We start from the raw sequence: 12485 nt of genomic DNA, 5'->3' as shown, positions 1-12485 counted from the left end.
TGTAGAGGTAATATTGGCCAATAGATTCTTTAGCTGCGGAGCTGACGTAATCGTTTTTCTTTAGGCGCGTCAATAGGTGGTGGTAAATGTTTTTATGTGTGTGAAAAAATAATTTTAGGGTTTTAGGTTTGGTTGTAAGAAGATCTGTAAGATAATTAACTTGTTCATTTAGGAAGCGTCCTACTTTTGGGCTTTTGATCTGAAATTTTTTGAAGTGAAACGATAAATCACTATTTCTGCCTCCATATTTGGGAGTGTGAAAGGTGCTTTATAGAAAACAGGCTGTAAAAGGAAAAAAAGTTTCCTCTATCGTCATGTCACTGGGCGTGATGGTTGCGTTGGAGGCTGGGGCCGATGGAAACCATATTCTGGAAAATGCGTCAGGTCAGGTTGCCTTGGGAACTATTACCGTGGATGGCCGGGAGGAAACGGTAGACTCATCCACGCCGGTCAACTCTTATTCCGTGATCAGGGGCGGGACCCTGAATATTGTACAAGGCGGTGTGATAGACCGTGTTGTAGGCGCAAATTCAACGCTGGTTATCAATGACGGGACGGTAAATGCTGGTGTTGATGTAAATGACAGCCGGGTCATTCTGGAGCATGCAACCATAAGGAATAATCTGGACTATGGCATGTTACTCGGGATCTCGACGGGGACTGCCAAACCAGGATCATGGGCCACGGTGAGTGACAGTGATATATCCGGTGTCAGCTATGGCATAGGCTTGAGCCAGCTAAGTCGGCTTGAAATGAGTAATACCAGGGTCTATGGCGCGGTTTCGGCCGATGGCAGGTACGGGGAAGGGCTGCTCGTGTCAGGAGGCGATGCGGTCATTACGGGATCAAGCCATATTCGCGGTGATAGAAATGGCATCAGAATCATTGAAGGGGTGTTTATCCCTGGTAATGGCAATGCCGGTGTCACCAGCACTGCTGTGATCGATCATTCGATCATCGAAGGAATCAATGGCGCAGCGATCAGGATCGACAAGTCGGATCAGTTTGGTGCGATCGTCGATATAGCCGTCCAGAATGGCTCAACCCTGCTTTCCGGCAACGGTAACCTTCTGGAGGTCGCTGACCGCAGTACGGCTAATTTCAAGGTCGACAACAGCAACCTTACCGGCAATTTGATTGCCGATGACAGCAGCACCTTGAACGTCACCTTGCAGAATCAGGCCCAGCTCACCGGCGATATCATCAATGGCAATAGCCTGGCTGTTGATTCTGGCGCTCGTTGGCAAATGGTCGGTGACAACGCCATCGAGTCGCTGAGCATGGAGCGCGGTGGCGTGAGTTTTGGCGAGGACGGGTTTCATACCTTGTCGTTGGGCGAACTGTCCGGGAATGGTTTCTTTGGCATGCGGGTCGATCTGGACAACGGCGTTGGGGATCTGCTCGATGTGAACGGACAGGCCAATGGCGAGTTCGGGTTGCATATCCGTAATACCGGCGTTGAGGTGGTATCGCCAGACATGGAGCCCTTGAAGGTCGTGCATACCGAAGGCGGCAATGCGCAGTTCAGCCTGATCGGTGGTCGGGTCGACCTTGGGGCGTATTCCTATTTGCTGGAGCAGCAGGGCAACGATTGGTTCATTGTTGGCAGCAACAAGACCATCAGCCCTTCAACCAGTACCGCTCTGGCGCTGTTCAATGCTGCGCCAGTCATCTGGATGAGCGAGTTGTCGACCTTGCGCAGCCGGATGGGAGAGGTGCGTGCCAGCGGCCAGGGAGGCGGATGGATGCGTGCCTATGGCAATCGCTTCAATGCCACCACCAGTGATGGTGTCGAGTATCAGCACAAGCATCAGGGTCTGTCGCTGGGTGCCGATGCGCCGCTTGAGGTCAGCCATGGTCAGTTATTGCTGGGTGTCATGGGTGGCTATAGCACCTCCGATCTGGACCTGAACCGTGGCACCACGGGCAAGGTCAGCAGCTACTATGTCGGTGGCTATGGCACCTGGCTGCTGGATGATGGGTACTATCTGGACGGCGTACTCAAGTTCAACAGCTTCCGTAACAAGTCCGATGTCGCCATGAGTGACACCAGCAAGGCCAAGGGTGATTACAGCAATACGGGAGTGGGTGCATCCGTGGAGTTCGGGCGGCATATTGCGCTGGCCGACGATTACTTCCTGGAGCCTTTCGCCCAACTGGCCGGTGTTGTTGTTCAAGGTGGCAAGTACCGCATGGACAATGGCCTGCAGGCGAAAAACGGTGATACCCGGTCGGTTATAGGCAAGGTCGGCAGTTCTGTGGGACGCAATATCGCGCTCAAGGATGGCGGTGTGTTGCAGCCTTATCTGCGTGTGGCGGCCGCCCAGGAGTTTTCCCGCAGCAATGACGTCAAGGTCAACGACTCGCGCTTCGATAACAACCTGTTCGGTTCGCGTGCCGAGGTGGGGGCGGGTGTTTCGGTCTCACTGTCAGAGCGCCTGCAATTGCATGCTGACTTCGATTACATGAAAGGCAAGCATGTCGAGCAACCCTGGGGAGCCAACGTAGGATTGCGACTCTCGTTCTGAGTGTTCCCCGTCAATCAGGCCCCCGGTGAGTGATCACCGGGGGCTTTTTTCATTTGCCCGGGTGACGACGTTTCATGCTGCGTTTACGTCGGCGTTGTCTGGGAGTGATCGGCGCATGCTTGTTGACCGTTACGCGCAGGACGGGCGAAGTGCCGATCAAATGGTTGGCGCGATGTATTTCATAGTAGATATCCACTGGGCCGTATTGAGCGTAGGGAATGAGGTTGTAGGTAATACACAGTATTCGCACGATGGTGCTTCTACCCAAAGGATGAAGCAGTGGTGTTGAGGATTGGTGAAGGCCCCAATAGAAGACGATGAGGTCCTCACGCTGCATCAGTGGCGAGTAGGGGATATGAATGGATATACCGGCATGAATCTGTTCGCAGGTAATCGCATCCGTATTGATGGACGGCACTATCGGTGCCTTGAGGCTGGACGATATACAGGGTTGTTCCGGCAAGGCTTTTGTTTTATCGGTTGGCGGCAGTATGTCGTCTTGAGTAGGTTTGTCCATTGGGGTGCCTGTATGAAAGTTTTAATGTTCTGGATGAGGCGCTGGGGGGTGTGGACATTAAAAATACAGACAGGAATCTGGTCAAACGAGTGGCCTGGTCGATGCCTGAATAGAGTGCTTGATGATGTGCTGTTACAAATAAAGTTTCAGAGCGGGCGGGTCGCTGGTAATGGTGCGTAATAGAGCGTGATGCGTTGTTTAAAGAAGATGCATGTTTGAAATTTTTTGAAATAGGTTTCAGTTGCAGTTACAAGATTGTTGTGGGTTTGGCGTGTTTTTTACTGCGCATGGAAGCTACATACACCTCTATCAGAAAAGTCCTTCTAAAATATTTTATGGCTGTAAATTCAAATGAATTTATGCTCCGTGGTTCAATACTTGAATGAGTGTAGTTTTTATGGGGGGCGCAAGGCTCAGGCTGCTGCAGGCGCTCAGGTTTAAGGGTTTTGGTTGATGGGCGTGGCTGGGAGTGTGAAAAAATAGTTGGGCAGACAGCGAACTATTTGAAGAAAACAGCATCATATCAATGTGCCACTTTGGCATCTCGCATGGAACTTGGATCATGGCTGGTTTCTTCAAAATCCCTCGTGCTGTTTCCCGTGTTCGCGTCCTTGCTTTATTGATTGGCGGCCTGGCGTTTTCAAACGCCAATGCCGCTGTTGAACTCGATTCTTCCCGTGCCAGTAGTTCCGATAATATCGTGACCAGCTTTACCGAGTTCGGTAGAGGAACTGCCTTGCGTAACTCGGATTTCACGGTTGGCAATATTCAGGAGATAAGGGCAGGCACGAACAGTAATACCCGTGAACTGGAAAGTTTGAAGAAAGTTGTCGAGGAACAGGCCAAGGCCATTGAAGAACTCAAGCGCAATAGCAAGGCTTCTGCTTCAAGCAGCAGTTCCAGTGATAGTGAAATTTCAACTCTCAAGCGCAAGCTTGATGAGCAGAGCCGCAGCATCGATAAGTTTGAAGGGCAGGTGAATGACTTGAAGCGTAGTTCAGGATCAAGTAGCAGCTCCAGCTCAAGTGAACTGTCCAGCCTCAAGAGCAAGGTCGATGAGCATGGGCGCGACGTGGCCAGGCTTGAGGGGCAGGTGAATGACTTGAAGCGTAGTTCAGGGTCAAGTAGCAGCTCCAGCTCAAGTGAGCTGTCCAGCCTCAAGCGTGACCTCAGCAGTCAGCAGAGTGAGTTGAGTAATGTGAAGCGCTCCCTCGATGACCTTTCCCGTAAGGTGAAATAAGGCCGCACTGTTTCAAATCTCGTAAAAAAGCCCCGGTAAATCAGCATTTACCGGGGCTTGTCTTTTTCCGTGCAGGCTTATCGATTGAAGCGTTCAACCAGCGAATATTGCGAATTGGCGGTGTCGGTCAGCTCGGCGCTGAGCACTGCCGAGCGATGAGCCTCGTCGGACGTCTGGTCGGCCAGCTCGGCAATGGTGGAGATATTGCGGCTGATCTCTTCGGCCACCGAGCTTTGTTGTTCGGTGGCTGTGGCGATCTGAGTGGCCATGTCCGTGATGTTGGCGACCGCTTCGCTGATGCCCACCAGCGCCTCGTCGGCTTCCAGTACCCGCGCAACACCTTCCTCGGCCTGACGATGGCCTGAGTTCATGGTCTGCACGGCATTATTGGCAGTCTGTTGCAGTTTGGCGATCAGGCCATGGATCTGTCCGGTGGACTCAGTCGTGCGTTGCGCCAACTGACGCACCTCATCGGCTACCACGGCAAAGCCGCGGCCCATTTCCCCGGCGCGTGCCGCTTCGATGGCTGCGTTGAGTGCCAGCAGGTTGGTCTGGTCGGCAATGCCTTTGATCACATCGACCACGCCACCGATTTCATCGCTGTCCTTGGCCAGTTGCGTGACGGTCAGGCCGGTTTCGCCCACGGAAGTGGACAAGCGTTGAATCGCGTCACGGGTTTCCCCGGCAATATCACGACCACGGAGCGTCAGTTGATTGGCCTGCTGGCTGGCATCGGCTGCCCGCTGCACATGGCTGGCGACTTGCTGGGTGGTGGTTGCCATCTGGTTGATCGCGGTTGCCACTTGTTCTGTCTCGACCCGTTGACGCTCCAGCCCGGAAGAGCTTGCATTGGCCAGCGAGTTGGATTTGCGTGCCTGGGTATTCAAGTGTTCGGCGGTGTCCTGCAAGCGGGTCAGGCAGGTTTTCAGCCGTGCTTCCTGGCTGAGGATCGACATTTCCAGACGGGCCTGCGGGCCTCGGCTGTCGGTATACATCTGCGCGATCAGCGGGTCCGAAGTGGTTTGTTCTGCCAGACGCAGCAGGCGCTTGATACCGCGCTGCTGCCAGGTCAGGCCGAGCAGGCCCAGCGGCACGGACAATACGGCGGCCAGAATGAAGCCCCAGTGAGAGTTGAGCCAGGCTCCGATCATGAAGCTCAACTGGCTGACAAGGATGAACGGCAGCCAGTCCTGCAGCACCGGCAGCCATTTATCGCGGCCAGGAATGGCCGACTTGCCTTTATTGATTCGTGCATACAGCGCTTCGGCACGCTTGATCTGTTCGGCGGTCGGTTTGACACGCACGGACTCGAAGCCAACCACCTGCTTGTTCTCGAACATTGGCGTCACATAGGCGTTGACCCAATAGTGATCGCCATTCTTGCAGCGGTTCTTGACGATACCCATCCACGGCTGGCCACGTTTCAGAGTGGTCCACATGTGCTCGAAAACGGCCGGAGGGACGTCAGGATGACGAACCAGATTATGCGGAGCCTTTATCAGCTCTTCATGACTGAAACCGGAGACTTCCTGGAAAATCTCGTTGCAGTAGGTGATCACGCCTTTGGTATCGGTGGTAGAAATCAACCGCTGTTCAGCAGGAAATGTCCGCTCACGTTGAGTGATTGGCTGGTTGTTACGCATGGCTTTCGGTCCTTCGATCCAATAGGCTTCGGAGAGTTATCGGCAAACTTACCTGTAAATTGAGCCTGTTAAGCGAAATGATTAGCGATTCATTGTCATCCATCAATGCTTATCGATTGAGCATCGGGTAGGTGAACAGGCCGAAATGCACCAGATTCAACCCCAGGTGAGTGATCACCGAGGCCAGCAGGCCACCGAACCGATAAGCGATGCCATAACCTGCCCCAGCCAGGCTCGCGAGCAATATCCATTGCCATCCCGAGCCCACATGGGCAAGCCCGAACAGTATGGCAGCGATACTGATGGCAAGTGTGCTACCAAACCATAGTTTGTTAAAAAATTGTTGCAATGCACCTTGCAGATAAGCGCGGAAAAACAGCTCTTCGGTCAATGTCACCAGCAGCAGATTATTCAATAGCCAGAGTGTGCCGTGCTCCGGCCATTTTGCAGACCAGCCGGTTACCCCGAGGGCTATTGCCGTTGTCATGCACAGTACGCTGGTGGCGATCAGCGTGCCGGCTGCGACTTTCAGCGAGCGGGCAACGCCTGTTGACGCCAGTATCCAGGGGCAGAACAGCAGTATCCAGAAGCCGATCAGGGGTTTGTCCAGATTCAGGGACATGGAGAAGGGCGCGGCTTCAGGGCTGAAGCGAACCGCGTCGAACACTTTTGCGTTGTTGAAACCGGGCAACAGATGGCTGGCCAGCGCAATGCCCGTGACAATGAAGGTGGCATGCCCAAGCCCGCGGACAAGCCTGTTTCCTGACTGCCTTGCGCAAAGCCCTGCAATAAGCAGAACGCCGACAGCCAGGGCCGCGGGCCACTCCAGTTGCCCGTAAAACAGGGCAATGGAGTAGCCGAGGCCAAGCAGGCCGAAAAATACCCACAGCCTTGGTGCCATTGAGAATCTCCTGAAGCAAAAGCGGAGATTCTAGGGGTTTCCAGCGGGCGTGTGCGGTATCAATAGATATTGGCCAGGCATCATTTTCACGACGTCAGGACGCAATCAACTGCCTCAACACGTAATGCAGAATACCTCCTGCCTTGAAGTATTCCACTTCGTTGAGGGTGTCGATCCGGCATAGTACGTCCAGATTTTCCTGGCTGCCGTCTTCCCGGGTGATCTTGAGCGTCAGGCTCATGCCCGGCTGCACCTCTGCATGTGTCAGCCCGCTGATTTCCAGTGTCTCCTTGCCCGTCAGCTTCAGGGATTTGCGGTTCTGGTCATTTTTGAATTGCAGGGGCAGCACGCCCATCCCGACCAGATTGGAGCGATGAATCCGCTCAAAGCTTTCGGCGATGACGGCTTTTACGCCCAGAAGGTTCGTGCCTTTGGCTGCCCAGTCGCGGCTTGAGCCGGTGCCGTATTCCTGGCCTGCGATAATCACCAGTGGTGTGCCTTCTGCCTGATAGCGCATGGCAGCGTCGTAGATGGCCAGCTTTTCGCCGCTGGGTACGTGAAGGGTATTGCCGCCTTCCTCGCCGCCCAGCATTTCATTGCGAATGCGGATATTGGCGAAGGTGCCGCGCATCATCACTTCATGGTTGCCACGACGTGATCCGTAGGAGTTGAAGTCCTTGGGTTCTACGCCCTGATCGCGCAGGTAGCGTCCGGCCGGGCTGTCAGTCTTGATATTGCCCGCCGGGGAAATGTGGTCAGTGGTAACCGAGTCACCCAGCAGTGCCAGGATTCGTGCGCCTTGAATATCTTCGATCACCGGCAAAGGGCCGGCAATGTCTGCAAAGAACGGCGGGTGCTGAATGTAGGTGGAGTCCGGCTGCCAGACATAGGTGGCCGCCTGAGGGACTTCGATGGCCTGCCATTGTTCGTCACCGGCAAAGACCTCGGCGTACTCCTTGTGAAACATGCTGGTGTTGACGCTTTCTACCGCTTCGGCGATTTCTTTCTGGCTGGGCCAGATATCGCGCAGGTAAACCGGTTTGCCGTCCGAACCTTCACCCAATGGTTCGCTACTGATATCGATGCGCACACTACCTGCCAAGGCATAGGCCACAACCAGCGGTGGTGACGCCAGCCAGTTGGTCTTGACCAATGGGTGTACGCGGCCCTCGAAATTGCGGTTACCGGACAATACCGAGGCCACGGTCAGGTCCGAGTTCTGGATGGCGTTCTCTATGGGCTCCAGCAGTGGCCCGGAATTACCGATGCAGGTGGTACAGCCATAACCCACCAGATCGAAGCCCAATGCATCAAGGTATTGCGTCAGGCCAGCGGCCTTGTAGTAATCGGTGACGACCTTGGAGCCGGGAGCCAGCGAGCTTTTTACCCAAGGCTTGCGCTTGAGGCCTTTTTCCACTGCTTTTTTCGCCACCAGCCCGGCTGCCATCATCACGCTGGGGTTGGAGGTGTTGGTGCAGGACGTAATGGCCGCGATAACGACTGCGCCGTCTTTCAGGCGATAAGTCTGGCCGTTGTGCTCATATTCAGCTTCGCCGCTGAGCTGTTCGGCATTGCCCACGGCCACGCCACCGCCGCCTTCGCTTTCCAGGCGACCTTCTTCTGTGCGGGCAGGTTTGACCTGCAGGCCGAGAAAGTCATCGAATGCCTGGGCGACGGCAGGCAGATCGACTCTGTCCTGCGGACGTTTCGGCCCGGCCAGGCTGGCCTGTACAGTGCTCATGTCCAGTTCCAGGCTGTCGGTGAACACAGGCTCCTTGCCAGGCAGTCGCCACAGGCCCTGCGCCTTGCAATAAGCTTCCACCAGCTTCACCGTTTCATCCGGGCGGCCGGAAAGGCGCAGGTAATCCAGCGTTACATCATCCACCGGGAAGAAACCGCAGGTTGCACCATATTCGGGTGCCATGTTGGCAATGGTTGCGCGGTCAGCCAGCGGCAGGTCTGCCAGCCCGTCGCCATGGAATTCGACGAATTTCCCGACCACGCCTTTCTTGCGCAGCATCTGGGTGACGGTCAGCACCAGATCCGTCGCGGTGATGCCTTCCTTGAGCTTTCCGGTCAGTTTGAAACCGATCACTTCCGGGATCAGCATCGACACCGGCTGGCCGAGCATGGCCGCTTCGGCTTCGATCCCGCCCACGCCCCAACCCAGCACACCCAGGCCGTTGATCATGGTGGTGTGGGAGTCGGTGCCGACCAGGGTGTCGGGGAATGCATAAGTGCGGCCATCCTCTTCCTTGGTCCAGACCGTGCGGCCCAGGTATTCCAGGTTCACCTGATGGCAGATTCCGGTGCCCGGCGGTACGACGCTGAAGTTATCGAAGGCGCTCTGGCCCCAGCGCAGGAAGGCATAACGTTCTCCGTTGCGCTGCATTTCAATATCGACGTTGTCGCTGAAGGCGTCGGGATCGCCAAACCGGTCCACCATGACCGAGTGATCGATGACCAGATCAACCGGCGATAGCGGGTTGATACGCTGTGGATCGCCACCGGCCTTGGCCACGGCGGCGCGCATTGCGGCCAGATCCACCACAGCGGGCACGCCGGTAAAGTCCTGCATCAGAACCCTGGCCGGGCGGTACTGAATTTCGCGGTCCGAACGGCGTTCGGTCAGCCAGGCCGCAAGGGCCTTCAAGTCGGCTCCGGTGACGGTCTTGTTGTCTTCCCAGCGCAACAGGTTTTCCAGCAGCACTTTGAGCGACATGGGCAGCTTGTCCAGGTCACCCAATGATTTGGCAGCTTCCGGCAGGCTGAAGTAGTGATAGGTCTTGTTATCGATTTCGAGTGTTTTCAGGCTTTTCAGGCTATCCAGGGAGGGCATGAATGACTCCTTAAAGAGTTATGCAAGCGGTACTGGCTCCATGCAACAGGTCGGGAGCGCAGTCCGAGGCTCGTCATTCTGTGGACTGTCGGGCTGCGCCAGTGGTTCCTGATTGGGCTATCATGAGCGGCTTTCAAGTCTGCGGGGCCGTGAGTCACCATGAATACGCTGTTTATGCATTGTCGACCCGGTTTTGAGAGCGAGGTCTGTTCGGAGATATCCGACCATGCTGCACGCCTGAACGTGGCAGGTTATGCCAAGGCCAAGCCCGATACGGCCTGTGCCGAGTTCATTTGCACTGAAGAGGATGGTGCCCAGCGTCTGATGAGCGGTCAGCGTTTTGATCGCTTGATCTTCCCTCGGCAGTGGGCTCGGGGAGTCTTTCTCGATTTACCTGAAACCGACCGCATCAGCGTGATCCTGGCTCATATGGCGAGTTTTCCTGTCTGCGGCAGCGTGTGGCTGGAAGTGGTCGACACCAACGATGGCAAGGAACTGTCGAATTTCTGCAAGAAATTCGAGGCTCCGCTGCGCAAGGCGCTGACCCAGGCGGGCAAACTGGTGGACGATTCGCGCAAGCCGCGTCTGTTGCTGACCTTCAAGAGTGGCCGAGAGGTGTTTCTCGGTCTGGCCGAGGCAGATAACTCGGCGATGTGGCCCATGGGGATTCCGCGTCTGAAGTTTCCTCGTGAAGCGCCAAGCCGTTCGACCCTGAAGCTCGAAGAGGCCTGGCATCACTTTATCCCGCGTCAGGAGTGGGATGAGCGCCTGTCCAGCGACATGACCGGCGTAGACCTGGGGGCGGCGCCGGGTGGCTGGACCTATCAACTGGTGCGTCGTGGCATGCTGGTGACGGCCATCGATAACGGCCCGATGGCCGAAAGCCTGATGGATACCGGTCTGGTGCAGCATTTGATGGCCGATGGTTTTACCTACAAGCCTCGCCAGACAGTGGACTGGATGGTCTGCGACATCGTCGAAAAACCGGCACGTAACGCCGCCTTGCTGGAAACCTGGCTGGGAGAGGGGCTGTGCCGTGAGGCCGTGGTCAATCTCAAACTGCCCATGAAGCAGCGTTACGCTGAAGTGCGTCGGCTGCTTGATCGTATCGAGGAAGGGTTCCAGGCGCGTGGTGTCAGGGTTTCGATTGGCTGCAAGCAGCTTTATCACGACCGCGAAGAAGTGACCTGCCACCTGCGCAGGCTGGACGTTGCCAAGCCAGCCCGCCCGCGCAAGGGCTGATTGGCCTGATTGAATCAATTGAGCGACAATTGCCGCCAGTTTTTGGAGTGCCTCATGTCTGAACCCATCGAAAACCAGCCTGTTGATGCAACCCTGGATGCCAGCGGCCTCAATTGTCCTGAACCTGTGATGATGTTGCATCAGAAGGTTCGTGACCTGCATGCCGGTGGCCTGCTCAAGGTGATCGCCACGGACCCTTCGACCCGTCGTGACATTCCCAAGTTTTGTGTGTTTCTAGGGCATGAACTGGTCGAACAACAGACCGATGGCGGTACTTTTCTCTACTGGATTCGCAAGAAACAGGATTGAGGCAGGTTTTACCTGCCGCAACCGTGTTTCACTACGGGTTATCCCTCAGTTACCAGAGACTCTTTCATGCGCATTGTCGCTGACGAAAATATCCCGCTGCTTGATGCCTTTTTCGCTCATTTTGGCGAGATACGCCGTCTGCCGGGGCGCTCTATCGATCGGGCCGCGGTTGCCGATGCCGATATCCTGCTGGTGCGCTCGGTGACAAACGTTGACCGCACGATGCTTGAAGGCAGCCCGGTGCGTTTCGTCGGGACCTGCACCATTGGGACGGACCATCTGGATCTGGAGTATTTCCAGCAGGCGGGCATTCAATGGTCCAGCGCTCCTGGCTGCAATGCCCGAGGCGTTGTGGATTATGTATTGGGCAGTTTGCTGACCCTGGCCGAAATCGAAGGTGCAGACCTCAAGCAGCGCACTTATGGTGTCGTGGGTGCAGGTCAGGTGGGTGGCCGCCTGATCAAGGTGTTGAAGGCTCTGGGCTGGAACGTACTGGTCTGTGATCCGCCTCGGGCTGGCGAGGGCGGCGAGTTCGTCAGCCTGGATGAGATCGTTGAGCGCTGCGATGTCATCAGCCTGCACACGCCTTTGACCAGGGTGGGGGAGCAGCCAACCTGGCATCTGTTCGATAAGTCGCGGTTACTTCAGCTCAGGCAGGGTGCCTGGCTTATCAATGCCAGTCGTGGTGCAGTGATCGATAACGTTGCGCTGCATGATGTCCTGCTTGAACGTGAAGACCTGCAAGCGGTACTCGATGTATGGGAAGGCGAACCTCAGGTCAACGTGCCGCTGGCGGATCTGTGCGTGATCGGCACGCCGCATATTGCAGGCTACAGCCTCGATGGCAGGCAGCGTGGAACCGCGCAGATCTATCAGGCGCTCTGTGCCTTTCTCGATCAGCCGGCAACCATTCTTCTGGACGATCTGCTGCCTCGGCCCTGGCTGGCGCAAGTCAGCCTGGACGGGCAAACCGATCCTGTCTGGGCACTGAACATGCTGTGCAGGGGTGTCTATGATCCGCGTCGCGACGATGCCGATTTCCGTCGCAGCCTGGTGAACGATACCGCCAGCCAGCGTCTGGCTTTCGATGCCTTGCGCAAGCACTACCCGCCACGTCGGGAAATCGAGGGTTTGAAAGTCCGGCTGGAAGGCGATTCGCAGGCCTTGAAGCAGATGGTCTTGGCGCTGGGTGCATCGCTTGTCTGAACAGGCGCACAGGATTCAAGGCAGAAAAAACCCGACACTGGGTCGGGTTCTGAAAAATGG

The 12485-nt window shown here is 55.9% G+C and carries 9 protein-coding genes; 5 read left to right on the top strand and 4 right to left on the bottom strand.

Annotated features, from left to right (window positions below; all coding sequences use genetic code 11):
* The first annotated feature begins 635 nt into the window (after positions 1-635).
* The gene (locus tag ACODS3_RS24905; protein ID WP_489036718.1) at positions 636-2528 is read left to right on the top strand and encodes an autotransporter outer membrane beta-barrel domain-containing protein; all 1893 of its coding nucleotides are present in this window, start codon (positions 636-638) and stop codon (positions 2526-2528) included.
* Positions 2529-2577: 49 nt separating this feature from the next.
* On the opposite strand, the gene ACODS3_RS24900 is transcribed toward ACODS3_RS24905, so the two are convergent.
* Positions 2578-3045 carry a hypothetical protein gene (locus ACODS3_RS24900; RefSeq protein ID WP_236250254.1) on the bottom strand — a complete coding sequence of 156 codons (468 nt, stop codon included), beginning with the start codon at positions 3043-3045 and terminating at the stop codon, positions 2578-2580.
* 562 nt (positions 3046-3607) lie between these two features.
* On the opposite strand from ACODS3_RS24900, the gene ACODS3_RS24895 reads away from it, so the two are divergent.
* Positions 3608-4285, top strand: a complete 678-nt coding sequence (locus ACODS3_RS24895; RefSeq protein ID WP_489036716.1) for a hypothetical protein — start codon at positions 3608-3610, stop codon at positions 4283-4285.
* Positions 4286-4362: 77 nt separating this feature from the next.
* Here the strand turns inward: ACODS3_RS24895 and ACODS3_RS24890 are convergent, their stop codons facing one another.
* The 3 genes from ACODS3_RS24890 to acnA form a co-directional block, all read right to left on the bottom strand.
* Positions 4363-5928 (bottom strand): methyl-accepting chemotaxis protein, encoded by a 1566-nt coding sequence (locus ACODS3_RS24890; protein ID WP_201006194.1) that lies wholly within the window; start codon positions 5926-5928, stop codon positions 4363-4365.
* Positions 5929-6037: 109 nt separating this feature from the next.
* A complete protein-coding gene (locus ACODS3_RS24885; protein WP_489036714.1) occupies positions 6038-6829 on the bottom strand; it encodes a CPBP family intramembrane glutamic endopeptidase in 792 nt (263 codons plus the stop codon).
* Between the two features lie 94 nt (positions 6830-6923).
* Positions 6924-9668 (bottom strand): aconitate hydratase AcnA, encoded by a 2745-nt coding sequence (gene acnA, locus ACODS3_RS24880; RefSeq protein WP_489036712.1) that lies wholly within the window; start codon positions 9666-9668, stop codon positions 6924-6926.
* A 159-nt stretch (positions 9669-9827) separates the two neighbouring features.
* On the opposite strand from acnA, the gene rlmM reads away from it, so the two are divergent.
* From rlmM to pdxB, 3 genes are all read left to right on the top strand, one after another.
* Positions 9828-10910 (top strand): 23S rRNA (cytidine(2498)-2'-O)-methyltransferase RlmM, encoded by a 1083-nt coding sequence (rlmM, locus tag ACODS3_RS24875; protein ID WP_201006199.1) that lies wholly within the window; start codon positions 9828-9830, stop codon positions 10908-10910.
* A gap of 54 nt (positions 10911-10964) precedes the next feature.
* Positions 10965-11219: a sulfurtransferase TusA gene (gene tusA, locus ACODS3_RS24870; protein WP_201006201.1), complete on the top strand. Its 255-nt coding sequence runs from the start codon at positions 10965-10967 to the stop codon at positions 11217-11219.
* Between the two features lie 66 nt (positions 11220-11285).
* Positions 11286-12425, top strand: coding sequence for a 4-phosphoerythronate dehydrogenase PdxB (gene pdxB / locus ACODS3_RS24865; RefSeq protein WP_201019933.1), 1140 nt, complete (start codon positions 11286-11288; stop codon positions 12423-12425).
* The last annotated feature ends 60 nt before the right edge of the window (positions 12426-12485 follow it).

The sequence above is a fragment of the Pseudomonas sp. FG43 genome (assembly GCF_057809175.1).
The sequence above is the reverse complement of the archived record's forward strand: the minus strand, read 5'-3'. Positions and strand labels throughout refer to the sequence as shown.

Bases quoted from the DNA above. Each gene is read 5' to 3' on its own strand.
- pdxB (WP_201019933.1), top strand. From the start codon at position 11,286: ATGCGCATTGTCGCTGACGAAAATATCCCGCTGCTTGATGCCTTTTTC.
- ACODS3_RS24895 (WP_489036716.1), top strand. From the start codon at position 3,608: ATGGCTGGTTTCTTCAAAATCCCTCGTGCTGTTTCCCGTGTTCGCGTC.
- acnA (WP_489036712.1), bottom strand. From the start codon at position 9,668: ATGCCCTCCCTGGATAGCCTGAAAAGCCTGAAAACACTCGAAATCGAT.
- rlmM (WP_201006199.1), top strand. From the start codon at position 9,828: ATGAATACGCTGTTTATGCATTGTCGACCCGGTTTTGAGAGCGAGGTC.
- ACODS3_RS24900 (WP_236250254.1), bottom strand. From the start codon at position 3,045: ATGGACAAACCTACTCAAGACGACATACTGCCGCCAACCGATAAAACA.
- ACODS3_RS24885 (WP_489036714.1), bottom strand. From the start codon at position 6,829: ATGGCACCAAGGCTGTGGGTATTTTTCGGCCTGCTTGGCCTCGGCTAC.
- ACODS3_RS24905 (WP_489036718.1), top strand. From the start codon at position 636: ATGTTACTCGGGATCTCGACGGGGACTGCCAAACCAGGATCATGGGCC.
- ACODS3_RS24890 (WP_201006194.1), bottom strand. From the start codon at position 5,928: ATGCGTAACAACCAGCCAATCACTCAACGTGAGCGGACATTTCCTGCT.
- tusA (WP_201006201.1), top strand. From the start codon at position 10,965: ATGTCTGAACCCATCGAAAACCAGCCTGTTGATGCAACCCTGGATGCC.